Here is a 20,896-nt window from a genome sequence, read left to right as displayed (position 1 = left end):
TGTAGGCGTTATCCGTAGTTTTTATGTTAATTATTATAAATATGAACTTGAGGCTCTTTATCTTCTTTAGATTTACTAATTAAGGCTCTTGGTGTATTTCCGTCTTTAATTCGAATTTCATAGCTATCGATGTTGTCAAAATATTTTCTAGCTTGTTCTGTAACATATTGAGTAATACCAATCGTTTCAGCTTGACTATAATAATCAATAGGTAAATCTATAGTTAATTGTGTTGGTTTTTTACCGTCAAATTTAACTTTACCTACTGCTTGAGTGAAGTTAGTAAAGTAAGATTGTAGGTTGTCGTTGAATTGTTTAAAATTATTATTCAAATTTTCATTGTATTTTTTTGCTGTTGAAGATGGCAATAATGCTGACACTTGATCAATTTTTTTCCATTTATTAATTTTAGTTTGATCATCATCAACTGTAGTATTAGCAATAAATTCTCCTGGTGTAATTGAATTTTGATCGGATTGTTTATAAATCGCAAAATGAATAGGAATATCTTTTAAAGCATCATTGGCTCTCAATCTTGTTAAGATTTCTGAAGCCATTTGTTTGCCTTGTTTTTTAATTTCCTTATCATCAAGTTCTTTGCTATAAGTCTCTCCATCTTTCTCTTTCTGATAATAATAAACACTATTCATGGCTAAACCAATTGTCATACCTTTAATATTTTTTCCTTTTGTATCCCCACTATCGTAAAAATCTTGTTCAAGAATATTAGATAAATAAGCTGGAGATTGTTCTGCGATTTTTTCTGGATCATCCTCACCTTTGTGTGATGGATTTAATCCTAAATTCTCACTCGCTTTATTGGATTCTTTCTCTTTTTCACTCATTTTATCTATTTCTTTTTTAGTGTATTTGGGATTTAAATAACTATTAAGAGTATCTTTATCTAGATATTGTCCGTCTTGATAAAGGTAATCATCAGTTGGAAATACATCTTTGCTTAGTGTCAATAAACCACTTTCGAAATCGTCACCATTGTAACTATTTGCCATGTTATCTTGTAATACACCACGGGCCTTACTTTCTTTAAATGGCAAAATCGTGCGGTAATTATCACCTTGTACGTTTTTATCTGTTGCTATTGTTTTCACACTATTTGAGTCAGTTTTAGTTTCTTGTTTATTCACAGATTGGTTATTTTTATTATCATTGTTATTGCCACATGCCGTTAACAACACAATCGACGTTATAATTAAGAATAGGGTTCGCTTCATTGCCGTTCTCCTCTAACTTGATATTTCATTTTGTTTAGCCACGAATTGCTCTTCTGTCCAAATTTCAGTACCAAACTTTTCTGCCTTAGTTAATTTAGAACCTGCATCTTCACCAGCAATTACTAAATCTGTTTTTTTAGTTACACTACTTGTAACTTTTGCGCCTTGTAATTCTAACCAGGCAGATGCTTCTTTTCGTGTCAGTTGTTGTAATTTACCTGTTAAAACAATTGTTTTACCTTTAAAATCAGGGTGCCCTTCTATATCAGAAGTTTTAATTCCATTATAAACCATATTGACATTTTTATATTTTAATTTTTCAATTAATGCTTTAATATCTTCATTTTCTAGATATGTCACTACAGATTGAGCTAACTTATCTCCAATATCATGAATACTAATAAGTTCTTCTTCGGTTACTTGAAGTAGTCTATCCATTGTTTCGTATTTTTCAGCTAGAACTTGACTTGCTTTAACTCCTAGATGACGTATTCCTAAACCAAATAATAGATGCTCTAGAGAATTGGCTTTAGCATCTTCAATCGCTTTTAGTAGATTTTCAACTTTTTTGGAACCCATACGCTCTAAAGGTAATAAATCGTCTTCAGTTAGGTAGAAGATGTCGGCCACATCATTAATCACATTGTGATGATAGAGTTGTTGTATAATTTTAGTTCCTAAGCCATCAATATTCATGGCTTGACGTGATACAAAGTGAATCAACCCCTCTACAAGTTGAGCCTGACACTTTGGATTTATACAACGTAATGCAACCTCCCCTTCAATTCTTACCAACTCATGGTCACAACTCGGACAATGTGTTGGCATTGAATACGGTAATGTACCTTCAGGTCGGCGTTTCGTAATACTTTTCACTACTTCTGGAATTATATCGCCAGCTTTTTTAACTACTACACTATCCCCAATTCTGATATCTCTCTCATGTATTAAATCTTCATTATGTAAAGATGCTCTAGATACAGTTGTCCCAGCAACTCTTACAGGATCAAGAATCGCAGTTGGTGTTACAACACCTGTTCTACCAATACTTAACTCAATATCTTGTAATGTTGTTACCACTTCTTCGGCAGGAAACTTATATGCAATCGCCCATCTTGGAGATTTCTGAGTGTATCCCATTTCATCTTGTTGTTCAATGTCATTCACTTTTATAACGATGCCATCAATATCATAGGATAATTGTTCACGTTGTTTTGTCCATTTCTCAATATATTCTAATACACCTTCAATATCACCCACGCGCATACGTTCATGATTTGTCTTAAATCCTAAACGATCTAATTCATCCAACGCACCACTCTGAGTAGTTGCATCAAAATCTGTGAAATCATTAACACTATATAAGAATACACTTAATTTACGTTTAGCTGCCAATTTGGGATCAAGTTGCCTTAACGATCCCGCTGCTGCGTTTCGTGGATTAGCGAATGGTTGTTCTTCATTCTTTTCTTTTTCTTCATTTAGTCTTATAAAAGAACTACGAGGCATGTAAGCTTCGCCACGAACTTCAAAACTTAATGGTTCATTAATCTTTAATGGAATAGCATGAATGGTGCGTAAATTTTCAGTGATATCTTCACCTGTAGTACCATCCCCTCGAGTTAAACCTTGAACGAAGCGACCTTCTAGATATTTAAGGGACACAGCTAATCCATCAATTTTCAATTCACACATATATTCAACACTACCGACTTGTTCACGAATACGTTGATCAAAACGACGTAATTCTTGTTCATTGAAAGCATTACCTAAACTTAACATTGGTGTATCATGATTGACTTTTTCGAAAGATGATTGCACCTCTCCTCCTACACGTACAGTAGGAGAATCAGGTGACTTAAATTCAGGATGTGCCTCTTCTATATCTATTAATTCTCTTAATAATTTATCGTATTCACTATCTGGCACTGAAGGATTATCTTGCACATAATATTCATAACCATATTGATTTAATAAATCATGTAATTCATTCACACGACTTTGGATATTGTCCATAAATTAATCCTCCTTTTTCTCGATTGGGGCAAATTGAGCTAATAGGCGCTTTGGTCCTTCTGATTTAAATATAATATCTAATTCAACTGAGCCATTTTTCTCATTAACGTTACTTACCATGCCTTCACCCCATGATTTGTGCGTAACTTTATCTCCTATTTTCCAATCAGAAGCAGAGACTTGTTTTTTAGAAGACGTTGTACGTTTACTAAATCCACGCTTAGGTTGTTTGGATGATGTTTTTGGGGTAATCGTTTGACGCTGTTGCTTAGATGGTGTCTCTAATAGCTCTTCCGGGATTTCACGTAAAAATCTTGAAGGCATATTAGATTGTGAGCGTCCATATAACATTCTAGACGTCGCGTGCGTAATATATAGAACTTCTTCAGCTCTTGTTATTGCTACATAACAAATCCGACGTTCTTCTTCCATTTCGTGGTCATCATCACTCTTAATTGCACGAATATGTGGAAATAGCGATTCTTCCATTCCCATAAGGAATACAATTGGAAATTCTAAACCTTTCGCCGAGTGCATTGTCATAAGGGTTACGCCACTCTCAATTTGAGCTTCATCGATGTCTGCTACTAGTGATAAATCCGTTAAAAAGTTAATCAAGGATTGTTCTTCTAATGGTGTATTCTCTTCATAATCTTTAGGTACTGACATAAATTCATCTATATTTTCAAGTCTACTACGTGATTCCAGTGTTTGTTCGCGTTCAAGCATATCTCTATACCCAGATTTATCTAATATTTCAACAACAATTTCACTTACCTCTAAAAATTCCTGTTCTTTAATTAAGTTTTGAATTAGTTCATAAAATTTAATGCACTCTTGAGTTACTTTTTTTGAAAGACCAATAAAATCTACTTCTGCCAATGCGTCAAACATACTTATATTGTTATCATTCGCATAGCGTTGAATTTTCTCAACTGATGAAGGTCCTATACCTCGTTTTGGAACATTGATTATGCGTTGTAAACTAATTTCATCATTACTATTAGCTACCACTCTCAAATAACTTAATAAGTCTTTAATTTCTTTTCTGTCATAGAATTTTTGGCCTCCAACCATCGTATAAGGAAGATTAGATTTCATAAATGTTTCTTCTAAAACACGTGATTGTGCATTGGTTCTATAAAGTATTGCCATATCACTATAATCTTTTCCAGCTTTACGGTGTTTCATTATTTCTCTAACCACATACTCAGCTTCATCACGCTCAGTCATTGCTTCATAATATTTAATTTTTTCGCCATCTGTATTTGCAGTCCACAGGCCTTTAGGCTTTCTTTCTGAGTTATGTTTAATGACTTCATTTGCAGCAGTCAGGATGGTCTTTGTAGAACGATAATTTTGTTCTAAAAATATCGTTTTAGCATCAGGGTAATCTTCTTCAAAAGATAGGATATTTTGAATGTCTGCACCCCTCCAACCATAAATTGACTGATCTGAGTCACCAACTACACAAAGATTTTTAAATTTACTAGCTAACAACTTTACTAATGTATATTGTGCTTTATTTGTATCTTGATATTCGTCTACGTGAATATATTGGAATTTGTTTTGATAATATTCAAGTGCATCTGGAATGCGTTCGAACAACTGAATTGTTTTCATAATTAAATCGTCAAAATCAAGTGCTTCATTTCGAGTCAATTGACGTTGGTATCCACTATAAACAGTAGCTACCATTTGCGAATGGAAGTCATTAGCCTCATTAATTGCATCTTCTGGTGTTTTAAGTTCATTTTTTAAGTTACTAATCGCCCCAATAAACATTCTTGGTTCAAAGCGTTTACTGTCAATATTTTCATTTTTTAGAACGTCTTTTATGACGGATTTTTGGTCAGTAGGATCAATAATAGTAAAATTACGTTCAATGCCTATTCTATCTGCATCACGTCTTAATATTCTTACGCACATAGAGTGGAATGTAGACATCCAAATCACTTGTGCTTCTTCCCCTACTAATTGTTCAACACGTTCTTTCATTTCTTTAGCTGCTTTATTTGTAAAAGTAATTGCTAATATATTGTAAGGAGAAACGTCTTTTTCATCTAATAAATAGGCGATACGATGTGTTAATACTCTCGTTTTACCTGAACCAGCGCCGGCCATAATTAGTAATGGACCTTCTGTAGTTCTTACCGCTTCACTTTGCTCTTTATTCATATTATTAACTAATGAATTCATTTATTAGACTCCTTTTTTATTTTTACTGTTTTAATAGCCTTTTTAATATCGTCATAAATAATATTACCTACTATAATAGTGTCAGCATATTGTGCCATCTCTCTGGCTTGTTCTATAGATGTAATGCCACCGCCATAAAACAATTGTGTATTCGTTAATAATCTGGATGCGGCTTCCACTTTTTCAATATCGCCATACTGACCACTATATTCTATGTACATCAACGGTAGTTTGTACATCTCATTAACCATTTGCGCATATGCCTCTACATCTTCAATATCTATATTAGTATTTGATTGCGTTAATTGTGCTACTTTACTATCAGGATTTAAAACTAAATACCCTTCTAATACGACTTCATCAAAATTAACCATGAATCCGAATTGCTTTAGAGCTTTATGCATCATTCCATTATGATATGTCGTATCCTTACTATTTAGAACTGTTGGTACAAAATAAAAATCGAAACCAGGAATAATACTCTCAATATTAGATATTTCAAGGACTAATGGTAATGGATATCTTCTTACTCTACTCATCAAATGAATGACATTATCTTCGGTAACATTATCTGTGCCACCAATCATGATAGCATCAGTATCTGACATACATAGTGAATCTAAATCATTATCACTTATTTCTTTGGCGGGATCTAATTTAAACACATGTTGCCACGCTTTAATGTCATACATATTCCTTTAACTCCTTTTTTTAACATACACTAAATTATATCATTTTTGGTGTACCAATTCTAAACAGAATCATTAGAATCTATACTGTCTTTTAAAGAACGAAAGACCTAATATCTTATAAGTTTATTTGTTAAAAATTAAGTAAATTAAAAGTTGTTTACTTACTATTAGCCTGTATAAATTCAATATAAAACAGAATGCTCCCATCAAAATATCCAAATTATTGTCAATTTTGAAGGGAGCATTTCAATTTATAAATATATGTTAAACGTATTATTATTTTTTTGTTTCTATATTTAATCGTTCTAATATCATTGTATATGCGTCATTACCCCATTGTAATGATCGTTTTACTCTAGATATTGTTGCTGTAGAAGCACCAGATTCTTTTTCGATTGTTGCGTAAGTATACCCTTGTTTAATCATCTTAGCAACTTGTAATCTTTGAGATAATGATTGTAATTCATTGACAGTGCATAAATCATCAAAGAATTGATAACATTCTTCTCTATTTTCAAGTGTAAGAATTGCATCAAAAAGTTCATCTAACGCTTGTCCTCGTAATTTCTCTATTTGCATCTCAAACAACCCCTATAATCCGTTTTCAATATAATCTCATTTTAACGCATTAAATAGTTAAAGTGTAGCATTTTTATTGAAAACCGTTAACTTATTACTCTAAACCTGCACGTTTAAAGATTGTATCAACTTGATTTAAATGATGTTCAGGGTTGAAACATTCATCTAATTCTTCTTTAGAAAGCACATTAGTGATAGACTCATCCTTTTCTATTAATTGACGGAATGGTGTTTTAGTTTCCCAAGATTCCATTGCTTTAGGCTGCACTCTATCATATGCTTCTTCACGAACCATGCCTTTATTAATTAACGCTAGTAATACACGTTGTGAGAAGATTAGTCCAAATGTTTTATCGATATTATTTCTCATGTTGTCTTCAAAAACAGTTAGTCTATCAACAATATTAGTGAATCTATTTAAAGCATAATCTAAAGCAATTGTAACATCTGGTAACATGATACGTTCAGCTGAAGAGTGAGAAATATCACGTTCGTGCCATAAAGGCACATTTTCATAAGCCGTTGTAATGTAACCTCGAATCACTCTTGAAATACCTGTTATATTTTCTGAACCAATAGGATTTCTTTTATGAGGCATAGCTGATGACCCTTTTTGACCTTTTGCAAACGCTTCTTCAACTTCACGTGTTTCTGTTTTTTGTAAATTACGTATCTCTACCGCAAATTTTTCAAGAGATGTAGCTACCAGGGCTAGTGTAGCGATATAGTATGCATGACGGTCACGTTGTAATGTTTGAGTAGAAACGGGTGCTGTATCAATACCTAAATGGTCACATACATATTGTTCTATTTCAGGAGGAATGTTAGCAAATGTACCAACTGCACCACTCATTTTACCAACTTCTATTTCTTTACGTACCTCTTTGAAACGCTTTAGATTACGTTTCATTTCTGTATACCATAATGCCATTTTAACACCAAATGTAGTCGGTTCAGCATGTACACCATGTGTACGCCCCATCATCAATGTGTATTTATAATTTTTAGCTTTCTCTTCTAAAACTTTTATGAAACGTTCAATATCTTTCTCAATAATTTCGTTGGCCTGTTTTATAACATAACTTAGCGCCGTATCAACAACATCTGTAGAAGTTAAGCCATAGTGAACCCATTTACGTTCGTCACCTAACGTTTCCGATACTTGTCTAGTAAATGCCACAACATCGTGTCTTGTTTCTTGTTCTATTTCTTGCGCACGTTTCACATCTACTTTAGCATTCTTTCTAATTTTTTTTACATCTTCTTTAGGAATGTGGCCTAATTCACTCCAAGCTTCACAGGCCAAGATTTCAACCTCTAACCAAGCTTCATATCTATTTTGATCAGTCCAAATATTTGCCATTTCTTCTCTTGAATAACGATCAATCATTTCTAAACTCCTATTCTATGTATAAATTTATAATTCAAAACTGTACATTAAACGTAAATTATCAGGAAAGGTTCGTTTTTAAAACTTCATTTTTATTTTAACAGATAATTAATCAAATGTATAAATCTTTTTTTACAAACTTAGTATAATGGATTTTATCTAAATAATTCACTTATCTAACAATAATCCGATAATAAAAAGAGTAAAAAGAAGTTGTACTTTAGCTTCTTTTCACTCTTAATAAAATTAATTTAAGTTGTAATTCACATTATTAAATCAAAGCTTTTTACCAACAAATTGAATATCCTGTCTTAATACTACTACATTACCTTTTTCATCTTCAGTGTATATAGGTTTTTCAATTCGTTTAACTGGTATATAGCCTTCTTCACGCATACGTGATAAACATTCTGAGATTGTTTCATTTTCATTTACTTTGAACTTCATCATCATGCTCCACAACACTTTCTATTTCTTCTACTTCGTATGCTTTTACTTTTCGAGTTCGAACGCCTTTAGTCCAGAAACCGCCGTGAATTGCTCTTGGCTCATATGCTATAATAAACGCTTTCTCATCTAAATTTCGTACTGTCTCCATTAATTTACGTTCATAACGTCTTGGCGTTAAAATCTGCATTACCATTCGACTACCATCGCGACCATATGCTGCATAGTGTGTAACACCATAACCTAAATTTCTTAACTCATTTGGTAAATCAATTTCATACTCTGATGAGGTTACATTTACGACTGTATACCCTAATGCGAGTCTTTCTTCAATTTTCATACCTACTAAAATCCCAATCGAAAAACCAAACGCATAAGCAAAGATATTTTGAATTTGGTCTAAACTAGACATTACCATGCCAAGACCAACTACATATACTAACACTTCAAGGAAACTTACTGCAGCCGCCATATAACGATAACCTTTTAACGTTAATATTGTACGCATTGTTAAAAATGTAACATAAAAAACGTTGATGACGAATATCGCTAATACCATTGACCATGGATTTGAAGTTATCACTGACATACTAATCCCCTTTTCTTACATGGATATCTAAAATCGAGATAATTTTATCAGTGAATTTTTATTTTGTCACTAGAAAATCTTTTTTAATTTTTAGGCCAAGTGTAACGCGTATAAGCTAATTCACGTTTATGTGCATTTTTGACATAGTGATTTTCAATCGTATCACGGGCTTCACTAGATATGTGTTTTCCTTCTAAATAGTCATCAATTTGATCATAAGTAACACCCAAAGCTTCTTCATCAGGTAATTGTGGTTTATCATCCTCTAAATCTGCTGTGGGAACTTTTTCGTATAAATGCTTTGGTGCATTTAAATATTTAAGTAGCTGTCTTCCTTGTCTTTTATTTAGACCAAAGATAGGTGCAATATCAGCAGCACCATCACCGTACTTAGTATAAAATCCTGTAATATTCTCTGCAGAATGATCCGTACCAATAACAATACCACTACGATTTGATGCGATTGAAAATTGAACCTTCATACGTTCACGTGCTTTTTCGTTACCACGTTGAAAATCCGTTAATTCAATACCAGCCTCGTTTAAAGATTTAACACTTTGATCAACAGCAGGTTTAATATTGACAGTAATGATTTCATCAGGATGAATAAAGTTTAATGCGTCTTCAACTTCTTCTGCATCTTTCTGCACACCATATGGTAATTTCACAGCGATAAATTGACAATCTCGCCCTTCATTACGTAATTCCCCAACTGCTAGCTGCGCTAATTTACCAGTCAAAGTAGAATCTTGACCACCAGAAATACCTAACACTAAAGATTTAATAAATGAATGTGATTGCACATAGCTTTTAATAAATTGAATAATTTCACGTGACTCTTGTTCACTATCAATATGTTTCTTCACTTTCATTTCATTGACTACAATATCTTGTATATTAGTCATTGTCTTCCTCCATCTCTTTTACGTGTTCTGCAACTTCGAAAATACGCTTATGTTTGTTATCCCAACAAGCTGTACTTAAATCCACAGGGTATTCTTGAGGATTTAAATAACGTTTATTTTCATCCCATAATTTAGATAATGCATTTTTAGAGTATTCTTGTGCCTCTTTTTCACTCGGCAATTGGTATACAAGTTTCCCATTTTCAAAGATTGAATGATGCAAATCAATCGCTTCAAAGTGTTTGATATGTTTCATTTTATACGTGTGAACTGGATGGAACATTTTTAAAGGTTTTTCATTATTTGGATTCTCATGTTCTAGAGTAATATAGTCACCTTCTGCTTTACCTGTTTTAGTATTGATGATGCGATACACTTTCTTCTTACCAGGTGTTGTCACTTTTTCTGCATTGTTGGACAGTTTAATTCTATCAACATATCGACCGTTATCATCTTCAACTGCTACTAGTTTATATACTGCACCAAGTGCTGGTTGATCATAACCAGTAATTAATTTTGTACCTACACCCCATGAGTCAACTTTAGCTCCTTGAGATTTCAAACTCATTATCGTTTGTTCATCTAAGTCATTAGATGCAATGATTTTAGCATCTTTGAATCCCGCTTCATCTAGCATTCTGCGTGCTTCTTTAGATAAATAAGCAATATCTCCAGAATCTAAACGGATACCAATGAAATTGATTTTATCCCCTAGTTCTTTCGCTACTTTAATCGCTGTAGGAACACCTGATTTAAGCGTGTGGAACGTATCAACTAAGAACACACAATTTTTATGGCGTTCTGCATAAATTTTAAAAGCTTTATATTCATCACCATATGTTTGAACTAAAGCGTGTGCATGCGTACCAGAAACAGGTATACCAAATAATTTACCAGAACGCACATTACTAGTAGAATCAAAACCACCGATATAAGCAGCTCTAGCACCCCAGAGCGCAGCATCTAACTCTTGAGCACGGCGAGTTCCAAATTCCATTAATGTATCATCAGGTGCTACTTGACGAATTCTACTTGCTTTAGTCGAAATTAATGTATGGAAGTTGATTATATTAAGTAATACGGTTTCTATAAGTTGCGCTTGAATTAATGGTGCCTCCACTCTAAGTAAGGGTTCATTTCCAAAACACAATTCACCTTCTTGCATTGAGCGAATATTACCAGTGAACTTTAAATTTTTTAAGTAGTTTAAAAAATCATTTTTATAACCTATTGACTGTAAATATTCAATATCAGAATCACTAAAATGAAAATGTTCAATAAATTGAATTACTCTTTTTAAACCATTAAAAACTGCATATCCACTCTCAAATGGCATACTTCTAAAATACAAATCAAATACTGCATTTCGTTCATGAATACCATCATTCCAATAGCTCTCTGCCATGTTAATTTGGTATAAGTCATTATGTAACATTAAACTGTCATCTTCGTAACGATACACCACAATCTCTCCTAACGATGTTTTAGTACATTTTATCATAATTCAGTAGAAGTGCGTATTCACATACCATTGATACAATTAAAATTTAAATAAGTACCAATAAGACAAATTCGTGACAATCTATGTAATTGAATGAGTTAATTCAATGTCTAGATTATAATATGAACCGAGGTGGTTATATGTTATTGGAAGAAGCAAGAAGTTTTATCGAAACGATGTATCGTGAACTTAATTACAATCCATCTATTTTTGATAAAAGAATAAAAGAGATAGGAAAAGAAATTGAACATACTGGTACATATACGCATACTTCGGAAGAATTGACGTATGGTGCTAAACTTGCTTGGCGTAATTCTAATCGCTGTATTGGACGCTTATTTTGGGATTCTTTATATGTAGAAGATGCTAGGAATGTTGATAATGAGCGTGATTTTATAGATACAATCAATCATCATCTTAAACATGCGACGAATAATGGTAAGATCAAGCCTTATATAACGATTTTTTCACCTAATCAAGCACCTCGTATCTATAATAATCAATTTATTAGATATGCTGGTTATGAACATGCCGGTGATCCATCTGAACGTGAAATCACACAATTAGCGGAGCATTTAGGTTGGAAAGGCAAAGGTACTGATTTCGATGTACTACCACTCATTTATCAATTACCTAATGATTCTATAAAATGGTATGAATTACCCCATGAATTAATAAAAGAAGTTGAAATAGAACATGAACATTATCCAAAATTAAAAGATTTAAATTTAAAATGGTATGGTGTTCCAATCATTTCTAATATGGATTTGAAAATTGGTGGCATTACTTATCCAACTGCCCCGTTTAATGGATGGTATATGGTAACCGAAATAGCAGTACGCAATTTCACTGACTCTTACCGCTATAATTTATTAGAAAGTATTGCAGAAGCGTTTGAATTTGGTACACTAAAAAATAATTCTTTTAATAAAGATCGAACACTCGTTGAACTTAATTATGCGGTATACCATTCATTTAAATCTCAAGGTGTTTCTATTGTTGATCACCTAACTGCATCAAAACAATTTCAATTATTTGAAGAAAAGGAATTAGCAAATAACCGTGATGTCACGGGTAAATGGTCGTGGTTAGCCCCACCACTTTCACCGACCCTAACCTCAAATTATCATCATGGCTATAATAATGAAATCAAGGATCCTAATTTTCATTATAAAATGAAACAGTCAATGAAATGTCCATTTCACTAGTGTTCGATAATACGAGGTGACGAACAAAGATGCGTTTATATTATTTAGGCCCTAAGGGAACATTTTCTTATTTAGCTGCAAAAACTTATTTATCTGAGGAAGAAGTTACATATTCACCTAAATCAAATCTCTATGAAGTAATTAAAGCCGTTAATAGTCATAGTGATGCTGTTGGTATCGTACCTATTGAGAACTCAATTGAAGGTACTATTAATATTGTAGCTGATGCACTTGCACAAGAAGATATATACGCTCATGGCGAAATCCATTTAGATATTAATTTTGGTTTATACGCTAATAAAGGTACTTCACTGGATGATATTGAAAAGGTTTATTCCATTGCACCTGCAATAAGTCAAACGAGTCAATATATCCATCGACATCATTTCTTATATGATTATGTTGATAGTACTATTCAAAGTTTAGAGAAAATTGACACACATATCGCTGCTATTGCACCATTAGGAAGCGGAGAGTCATATGGTTTCGAACCGATAGACACACATATACAAGACTATCCACATAATGTCACTCGTTTTTTGGTAGTAAAAAGTAACGAGCACTACAATGAATCTGCTTCTAGTACGCTATTACTGATAACACCTAAACATGATAAAGCTGGATTATTAGCTAGTATACTTAACACATTTGCATTATTTGACATTAACTTGTCATGGATTGAGTCTAGACCTCTTAAGACGCAGTTAGGTATGTACAGATTTTTTGTTCAAACCGATATTGGGAAAAATGAAAAACTCAATAAGGTTATCACAATATTACAGACTTTAGAGTTTGAAGTTAAAATTATAGGTGCATTTAATCGCCATTAGATAAGTATCGTAAGGCATTATGACGAAATTATAAAAAATTGTTGTCTTGCCCTTATTTAACACTGATGTATCGAAATTAAATAGCCAGTAAATGCGTCTTCAAAACGTATTTACTGGCTATTTATTGTTGGGTTGTGTTCGAAAACATTATCTCTACTCAGTCTACATTAATTTTTTTAATAGTAACGTCTTCACCCTGGTTTAGGGTTAAATCTTCTATATCTTCTAAATGTATGGTTTGTGATGCTTTATCAAAAGTATTACCGGCGATAAACACTTGCTGATGTTTTATATTATTATAGCTTCTAATGTGAATGGCATCTTTTTTCATTTCTCCAATAAAGTGATTACCAATCACACTGAAATTCTCACCAGCTTGAGATTCCATAACTTTGCCAGTAACAGGGTCAGCAGCATTTTTTCCATCTTTTACCCCTAAAAATCGAATACCACCTTTACAATTTTTGAATTTATTGCGTGAAATAATCATATTTTTAGCTTTTAGAGGTGTTAATGCATAGTCTTGAGTTCCCTCAAAACAATTATCTTTTATATGCACATTTTCGTAGAACTTGTTATACCTGCTTGCATGTGAGCCAATTGCTCTATTCCATGGACGCATTTGATGGTCATCTGAATTCCCAAAATAACAATTCTCAATGACTACATTTTTAGTGATGGTTCCGTCTGTCGTCCCAAATTTAGGAAACGCACCAGGTACTTGAATATCTAATTGAATTGCTTCAGAAAATGAACGATCCCCATCAAAATCATTAAAACCTTTAAAATTACAATTCTTGATATACAAACCATTAATACCACAAGCGTCTAGAGCGTGTCCGCCAACTACGTTTAATACTGTTACACCTATTAATTGAATATCTTCTGCATGTCCAATTGACATCGCAGTATTATTGTATGGATATTTAGAGCCATTCATATCAAACGTACCACCTTTGATATAAATATGACTATTACCTTGATACCCTTTATAAAAACCGAAACGATGGCCATTTTTTAAAAGTGCATCTTTACCACATCTTATTAATGTCGTATCATCTTCTAGTAATAAAGTTGTTGAGTCATAAATGATGAGTGCTTTCGAAATATAATATGTACCGCTAGGTATAAGTACAGTGTGTTCACCATATCTTGCTTTATTCAGTGCTCGTTGTATTGCTTTAGTGTCTTTGCGTTTATTACATCCTTTTAATCCATAATCTTGAGCATTTATTAACATAACGTATCCCCTATCTAAACTTTCAAACCTATTATATTGTTATATACCATTTTAGAATGAGATTAGCTATAATATATATAATGATTAATGAGGTAATAATTTAATCGTTTCTATATAATTATACAATTTTTAAATACCTCAAACATTTAATAGAGAGGAAGATTGATTATGACTAGAAAAGCACTAATAGTAGTAGATTATTCTTATGACTTCATTGCAGATGATGGTCGATTAACATGTGGTAAACCTGGGCAAGATATTGAATCTTTTATACTGAAGCGTTTAGAGACATATCAGTCTGAAGGCCATGACATTTTCTTTATGATGGATTTACATTATGAGAACGATATGTTCCATCCTGAGACACAATTATTCCCCCCTCATAATATTGAGGGCACAGCAGGACGTGAATTATATGGTAAGATTAAAGCCTTTTATAATAACTTTAGTGGAAACAGTAATATTCATTACTTAAATAAGCGCCGTTATGATTCATTCTATGGTACACCTCTAGATAGTCTATTGAAAGAGAGAAATATAAAGGATATTGAAATAGTAGGTGTTTGTACTGATATTTGTATTCTACACACTGCTGTTTCAGCCTATAACTTAGGGTATAACATTACAATTCCTAAAGATGGTGTTGCTTCATTCAATGAGAGTGGTCATAAATGGGCATTAGGACATTTTGTAAACTCATTAGGCGCAGAGGTAGATGTAGCTAAATAAAACATGATAAAATAAGATGAAAAATTAAATGATAAGGGTGGATAATAACAATGGCAAAAACTTATATTTTTGGACATCAAAATCCAGACACAGATGCAATAGCTTCAGCTATCATCATGGCTGATTTTGAACAATTAACTGGTAACTCTGAAGCAACGCCATATCGTTTAGGAGATATTAATCCTGAAACTAAATTTGCTTTAGATTATTTTGAAGTTAAAGCACCAGAATTATTAAGTGATAATTTAGATGGTCAAGAAGTAATCTTAGTCGATCACAATGAGTTCCAACAAAGTGCAGAAACAATTTCTGACGCAGAGATTAAACACGTTGTGGATCATCATAGAATCGCTAATTTCGAAACTGCTTCACCGCTTTGGTACCGCGCAGAACCAGTTGGTTGTACTGCTACTATTCTTTACAAAATGTACAAAGAACGTGGCTTTGAAATTAAACCGCATATCGCAGGTTTGATGATTTCAGCAATTATTTCTGATAGCTTATTATTCAAATCTCCTACTTGTACTGATGAAGATGTAAATGCAGCTAAAGCTTTAAAAGATTTAGCAAATGTTGATTTAGATGAGTATGGCTTAGAAATGTTAAAAGCTGGTGCATCAACTACTGATAAATCTGCAGAGGAATTATTAGACATGGATGCTAAATCATTTAATATGGGCGACTATGTTACACGCATTGCCCAAGTAAATACTGTCGACATTGCTGAAGTATTAAACCGTAAAGATGATCTTGAAAAAGCAATGTTAGAAACAAGTGCTAATGAAAAGTATGATTTATTTGTATTAGTAGTTACTGACATTATTAATAGTGATTCTAAAATCTTAGTAGTAGGTGCAGAAAAAGATAAAGTCGGCGAGGCATTTAAAGTTCAATTAGATGATGGCATGGCATTCTTATCAGGCGTTGTGTCACGTAAAAAACAAGTGGTACCTCAAATTACTGAAGCTTTAACTAAATAAAACATATTGGCAATTTAGTTATCGCCTTTATATACGCAGTTGAATGAATCTTTTCATTCAACTGTTTTTTATTGAAAAATATTTAGGGTATAGATATGATGAATTACATCATTTATTTTAATTTAATTCTTTAATATAGATTTTACTATTTAGGAGGTATCACACATTGCCAAGCATTAAGCAACAATTTGAAGAAAGTAAAGCTTTTTTCAAAACACATAAAACGAAAGATTTAAAATTTCGAAAACATCAATTAAAACTTCTAAGTAAAAGTATTAAAAATCATGAAAATGATTTACTAGATGCTCTAAAGACTGATTTAGGAAAAAGTCCTGTTGAAGCATATGCCACAGAAATTGGTATCACACTAAAAAGTATTAAAACTGCAAGAAAAGAACTTAAAAATTGGTCTAAAACAAAACAAGTTGATACACCTCTATTTATGTTTCCTGCAAAAAGTTATATCAAACAAGAACCATATGGCACAGTATTAATCATTGGTCCGTTTAATTATCCCGTACAGTTACTATTTGAACCTCTAATTGGAGCTATTGCAGCTGGAAATACTGCTATTATAAAACCATCTGAATTAACACCTCACGTTGCCACGGTCATTCGTCAAATTATTGAAGACGTATTTACTACGGATTATATAGATGTTATCGAGGGGGGTATAGAAGAAACACAAACATTAATTAAGCTGCCATTTGATTACATATTCTTTACAGGTAGTGACAAGGTTGGTCAAATCGTGTATGAAGCAGCAAGCAAAAATTTAGTTCCTGTTACCCTTGAATTAGGCGGAAAATCTCCAGTTATTGTAGATGATACCGCTAATATTAAAGTTGCTAGTGATCGTATTAGTTTCGGTAAATTTACTAATGCAGGACAAACATGTGTGGCTCCAGATTATATATTAGTTAACAAGAAGGTTAAAAACGAATTGATTGAAGCACTTAAACAAAGTATTCAAGAATTTTACGGTACTAACATAGATGAAAGTCCAGATTTTGGTCGCATAGTCAATGATAAACACTTTAATCGCTTAAATGAATTACTTAATGTGCATCAAAACCATGTTATTTTCGGTGGTAATGCAAATGCTACAACACGCTATATAGAACCAACTATTTTAGATGGTATTACGTCAAGTTCTAAAATCATGCAAGAAGAAATCTTTGGACCTATCTTACCTATTATTACTTATGATGATTTTAATGAGGCAGTAGATATTATTCAGAGTAAAGCTAAACCGTTAAGTTTATATTTATTTAGTGAAGATGAGAATACTACACACCGTGTATTAAACGAATTATCTTTCGGTGGCGGTGCAATTAATGATACTTTAATGCATCTTGCTAATCCTAATTTACCATTTGGTGGTGTCGGAATGTCTGGCATGGGACAATATCATGGTAAATATACTTTCCAAACCTTTAGCCATAGCAAGTCATACATCTTTAAGTCTACCCGATTAGATTCAAGTGTTATGTATCCGCCCTATAAAGGTAAATTTAAATATATTAGAACATTTTTTAAAAATTTGTAAAAATTTGTAAAAAGCCACGACATTTTACACTGCCGTGGCTTTGTATTTTTACTTAAATAAAACTAACATGTACACCTTCAGGTGCAATTTGCTGATTATCTGTTGGCGTTAATTTACCTGTATTTGTGTCTCTTTTAAAAACTGTAATTTCATAATTACCCTCTTGATGGGCACAAACTAGATAGTCATCTGATTCAGTAATATTAAAATCTCTTGGGAATTGGTCCCCACTTTTAACGATTTCTACAGGGTTTAGTCCCGCGCCATTCTCTGTAATCGTGAATACCGCAATACTGTCATGACCACGGTTACTAATATATAAAGTTTGTTGATCATTCGATAAGCGAACAGCCGCTAATTTAGTATCATCATTAAAATCTTCAGGAACAGTTAAATGACGTTCTAGTTCTTCAAATTGACCATCTTTATATTTAGCTACGCTAACATAATTAGATAATTCATGAACAATATAGGCATATTCACCATTATTGTGAAATGCAATATGTCTTGGACCATCTTGATCTTTAAATTTAGAAACTTTGTATTCTTTAAGACCTTCATTACTGAATTCATAAGTTACAACACTGTCTGTACCTAAATCAGTAGCTACAACATATTTGCAATCGGGTGTTTCATTTATATAGTGGACATGTGAATGCTCTTGACGCTCATGACTTCCAAGTGGATAGTCGTGATTTAATTCTTGAATTAACTTAATAATCTCACCTGTATCTTTATTCAATTGATATATTCTAGCGATACCAGCGCCGTATACTGCTTCAAATAAAAAATTTTGGTCTGATGATACCGATATATAGCAACCTGTACCCTCTTCAGATTCTAAGCATTTATTAATTAATGTTAACGAACCAGAAGCTTCTTTTTTAAAAGCAGCTACCCCGCAGTGTGCGCCTTCTTTAGTGATTGCGTATAAATAATCATCTGTTTGAGCAAGATAAGTAGATGCTTCAATCTCATAACCAGTATTAACAGAACTAATTTGTCCACTGTCTTCATTTAATTCGAATAAGTAAATACCTTTACCTTCTTTTTTTGTGTATGAACCGATATAACCCTTCGTCGTCATCAGAATACCTCCTATTTTCTAATTACCTTTATTTTATTAAAAGATTGGTGTCTATGACAATTATTCTTAATCATTGTTTGAATTTATTGAAATAAAAAACCAGTAACTCCAAAACTGAAGTCACTGGTTAAATTAATATTATTACGCGTTATTACTTTCGATATCTGAAACGATTTCTTTAGTTTTTCTTTCGATATCTTCAAAGTCTTTCTTGAAGATGTAAGCAAATGCTACAACACCTACACCAACTACTACTGATGTAATAACTACTAAGCTTAATAAGAATTTGAATAAACCTTTAATTAAATCCCACATGTATGTTTCACCTCTAAATAGATATAAGTATGTTTACAATACTATATATTATCATACTTACTGTTATGGTTAAATAGATACCTTTTTACGTCTTATAATAATAACTATAAAATAAATTTCAAAATTCAAAAACTTCATAAACTTTCAATTGTAAATTAGTTTAATACAACCACCAAGCTTTTACTTTGTTATATACATTTAAATATGCGTCCTTAAACATAGTACCCCTCCTTGTTTTTTAAATTTTTCTTGCTATCATGTTCAGTATAATAATAATTATATTCGTTTTCAATTAGTGCTATTTTACAATATTTAGAATTTTCAGGAGGCCTTCTCATGCAACAAGTGAAATCAGATATTATGACGTTTAAAGGATCACATTATGATTTAGGGGTCAAAACAGCGCTATGGCTAAAACAAACACCCTTATTGCAAAATCGTGAACGTGAATGGAAAAAACGTATGCCCCGATTTGATATAGATGTTAACGAAACGTATCAAGTATTTCAAACATACGCTCCAGAAATATGGGAAGAGTTAATGGGTATGCAAGAAGTACTGAACTTACCTACAAAACAAATGATATTAAATTTTGCACATTACCGTTTCACAGATTTACAAGAGAGTGGATGTACTGTATTTCAAGGTAAGGATTTTATGGTGCGCAATTATGATTATCATCCTGCCACATACGATGGGAGATATTTATTATTCCAACCTAATGACGGTGGGCTAGCGCAAATTGGGCCTACGTCTAGAGTGACAGGTCGTATGGATGGTATGAATGAAGCTGGCTTGACGATGGGCTATAACTTTATGCATCGTAAACACCCCGCTAATGGCTTTGTATGTTATATGATTGGTCGTCTTGTTTTAGAATATTGCAAAGACGTTGATGAAGCCGTTAGATTCTTGAAAGAACTTCCTCATAGAAGCTCATTCAGTTATATTTTAATGGATAAAAAGCTTAATCACGCAATCGTTGAGGTTACACCACGTTCATTTGATGTCAGATATGATAAAGTATGTACAAATCATTTCGAAATCTTAACGCATGAAAATCGTAATTACACAAAAGAATCACGTGAACGTTTAGAACGTACTGTCTCACAAACCTCTCAAAGCTTAGATAAACATACAGCTTTTAAATTATTTAATAATCCAAAATTCGAAATATATAGCAAATTATTTAAAAGTTGGTCAGGTACGATACACACTTCAATGTATGAACCGCAAAACTTAACCGCTTGGATGACACTAGGTGAAAATCAAACACCCACATCAATAAATTTTCAATCCTGGTTAGATGGAAATGAGTTAACTATCCAACAATTTAGTGGTCTAATTGATACTGATTTAACATTCGCAAATCATTAAAAAAACGACGAACTTTAAAATCGTTCGTCGT

Annotated in this window: 19 protein-coding genes; 6 read left to right on the top strand and 13 right to left on the bottom strand. The window is 32.7% G+C overall.

Going from position 1 to position 20,896, the window contains the following annotated elements:
* Positions 1–26: 26 nt before the first annotated feature.
* From HMPREF3134_RS06205 to HMPREF3134_RS06160, 10 genes are all read right to left on the bottom strand, one after another.
* The gene (locus HMPREF3134_RS06205) at positions 27–1,232 is read right to left on the bottom strand and encodes a CamS family sex pheromone protein (protein WP_053025092.1); all 1,206 of its coding nucleotides are present in this window, start codon (positions 1,230–1,232) and stop codon (positions 27–29) included.
* A gap of 12 nt (positions 1,233–1,244) precedes the next feature.
* Positions 1,245–3,248: an NAD-dependent DNA ligase LigA gene (gene ligA / locus HMPREF3134_RS06200; RefSeq protein ID WP_070441545.1), complete on the bottom strand. Its 2,004-nt coding sequence runs from the start codon at positions 3,246–3,248 to the stop codon at positions 1,245–1,247.
* A 3-nt stretch (positions 3,249–3,251) separates the two neighbouring features.
* The gene (gene pcrA / locus HMPREF3134_RS06195; RefSeq protein WP_070441541.1) at positions 3,252–5,447 is read right to left on the bottom strand and encodes a DNA helicase PcrA; all 2,196 of its coding nucleotides are present in this window, start codon (positions 5,445–5,447) and stop codon (positions 3,252–3,254) included.
* Positions 5,444–6,139 (bottom strand): heptaprenylglyceryl phosphate synthase, encoded by a 696-nt coding sequence (locus HMPREF3134_RS06190; protein ID WP_037551162.1) that lies wholly within the window; start codon positions 6,137–6,139, stop codon positions 5,444–5,446. The genes pcrA and HMPREF3134_RS06190 overlap by 4 nt, the downstream gene beginning before the upstream one ends.
* A 276-nt stretch (positions 6,140–6,415) precedes the next feature.
* Positions 6,416–6,718, bottom strand: a complete 303-nt coding sequence (locus HMPREF3134_RS06185) for a YerC/YecD family TrpR-related protein (protein ID WP_011275350.1) — start codon at positions 6,716–6,718, stop codon at positions 6,416–6,418.
* A 94-nt stretch (positions 6,719–6,812) separates the two neighbouring features.
* Positions 6,813–8,108 carry an adenylosuccinate lyase gene (gene purB / locus HMPREF3134_RS06180; RefSeq protein WP_070441538.1) on the bottom strand — a complete coding sequence of 432 codons (1,296 nt, stop codon included), beginning with the start codon at positions 8,106–8,108 and terminating at the stop codon, positions 6,813–6,815.
* A 276-nt stretch (positions 8,109–8,384) separates the two neighbouring features.
* Complete coding sequence (locus tag HMPREF3134_RS06175) at positions 8,385–8,555, bottom strand: NETI motif-containing protein (protein ID WP_070441535.1); 171 nt, start codon at positions 8,553–8,555, stop codon at positions 8,385–8,387.
* Positions 8,536–9,144, bottom strand: coding sequence for a DUF2179 domain-containing protein (locus HMPREF3134_RS06170; protein WP_053025097.1), 609 nt, complete (start codon positions 9,142–9,144; stop codon positions 8,536–8,538). Before HMPREF3134_RS06170 ends, HMPREF3134_RS06175 begins: the two co-directional genes overlap by 20 nt.
* Positions 9,145–9,227: 83 nt before the next feature.
* The gene (gene nadE / locus HMPREF3134_RS06165; RefSeq protein WP_053025098.1) at positions 9,228–10,049 is read right to left on the bottom strand and encodes an ammonia-dependent NAD(+) synthetase; all 822 of its coding nucleotides are present in this window, start codon (positions 10,047–10,049) and stop codon (positions 9,228–9,230) included.
* The gene (locus tag HMPREF3134_RS06160; RefSeq protein ID WP_070441532.1) at positions 10,042–11,511 is read right to left on the bottom strand and encodes a nicotinate phosphoribosyltransferase; all 1,470 of its coding nucleotides are present in this window, start codon (positions 11,509–11,511) and stop codon (positions 10,042–10,044) included. Before HMPREF3134_RS06160 ends, nadE begins: the two co-directional genes overlap by 8 nt.
* A 179-nt stretch (positions 11,512–11,690) precedes the next feature.
* On the opposite strand from HMPREF3134_RS06160, the gene HMPREF3134_RS06155 reads away from it, so the two are divergent.
* The gene (locus HMPREF3134_RS06155; protein ID WP_070441529.1) at positions 11,691–12,758 is read left to right on the top strand and encodes a nitric oxide synthase oxygenase; all 1,068 of its coding nucleotides are present in this window, start codon (positions 11,691–11,693) and stop codon (positions 12,756–12,758) included.
* A gap of 29 nt (positions 12,759–12,787) precedes the next feature.
* On the top strand, positions 12,788–13,588 hold the full coding sequence (locus HMPREF3134_RS06150; protein WP_070441526.1) for a prephenate dehydratase: 801 nt from the start codon (positions 12,788–12,790) through the stop codon (positions 13,586–13,588).
* Positions 13,589–13,745: 157 nt separating this feature from the next.
* Here HMPREF3134_RS06150 and HMPREF3134_RS06145 read toward each other — a convergent pair whose 3' ends face one another.
* On the bottom strand, positions 13,746–14,828 hold the full coding sequence (locus tag HMPREF3134_RS06145) for a glycosyl hydrolase family 28-related protein (protein WP_053025102.1): 1,083 nt from the start codon (positions 14,826–14,828) through the stop codon (positions 13,746–13,748).
* Between the two features lie 168 nt (positions 14,829–14,996).
* Between HMPREF3134_RS06145 and HMPREF3134_RS06140 the strand changes: the two genes are divergently transcribed.
* From HMPREF3134_RS06140 to HMPREF3134_RS06130, 3 genes are all read left to right on the top strand, one after another.
* Positions 14,997–15,557, top strand: coding sequence for a cysteine hydrolase family protein (locus HMPREF3134_RS06140; RefSeq protein ID WP_053025103.1), 561 nt, complete (start codon positions 14,997–14,999; stop codon positions 15,555–15,557).
* Positions 15,558–15,607: 50 nt separating this feature from the next.
* Entirely contained in the window at positions 15,608–16,537 is a 930-nt protein-coding gene (locus tag HMPREF3134_RS06135) for a manganese-dependent inorganic pyrophosphatase (protein WP_070441523.1), read from the top strand.
* A gap of 166 nt (positions 16,538–16,703) precedes the next feature.
* Positions 16,704–18,086, top strand: a complete 1,383-nt coding sequence (locus HMPREF3134_RS06130; RefSeq protein WP_070441521.1) for an aldehyde dehydrogenase — start codon at positions 16,704–16,706, stop codon at positions 18,084–18,086.
* A 52-nt stretch (positions 18,087–18,138) separates the two neighbouring features.
* Here the strand turns inward: HMPREF3134_RS06130 and HMPREF3134_RS06125 are convergent, their stop codons facing one another.
* Both HMPREF3134_RS06125 and HMPREF3134_RS11995 read right to left on the bottom strand, forming a co-directional pair.
* Positions 18,139–19,173 carry a 6-phosphogluconolactonase gene (locus HMPREF3134_RS06125; protein ID WP_070441518.1) on the bottom strand — a complete coding sequence of 345 codons (1,035 nt, stop codon included), beginning with the start codon at positions 19,171–19,173 and terminating at the stop codon, positions 18,139–18,141.
* Between the two features lie 141 nt (positions 19,174–19,314).
* A complete protein-coding gene (locus tag HMPREF3134_RS11995) occupies positions 19,315–19,488 on the bottom strand; it encodes a hypothetical protein (protein WP_011275337.1) in 174 nt (57 codons plus the stop codon).
* A gap of 336 nt (positions 19,489–19,824) precedes the next feature.
* Between HMPREF3134_RS11995 and HMPREF3134_RS06120 the strand changes: the two genes are divergently transcribed.
* Positions 19,825–20,865, top strand: a complete 1,041-nt coding sequence (locus HMPREF3134_RS06120) for a C45 family autoproteolytic acyltransferase/hydrolase (protein ID WP_070441515.1) — start codon at positions 19,825–19,827, stop codon at positions 20,863–20,865.
* Positions 20,866–20,896 lie beyond the last annotated feature (31 nt).

It is taken from the genome of Staphylococcus sp. HMSC14D10 (genome assembly GCF_001808125.1).
In the GTDB taxonomy this organism is placed as follows: Bacteria; Bacillota; Bacilli; order Staphylococcales; family Staphylococcaceae; genus Staphylococcus; species Staphylococcus haemolyticus.
The sequence above is the reverse complement of the archived record's forward strand: the minus strand, read 5'-3'. Positions and strand labels throughout refer to the sequence as shown.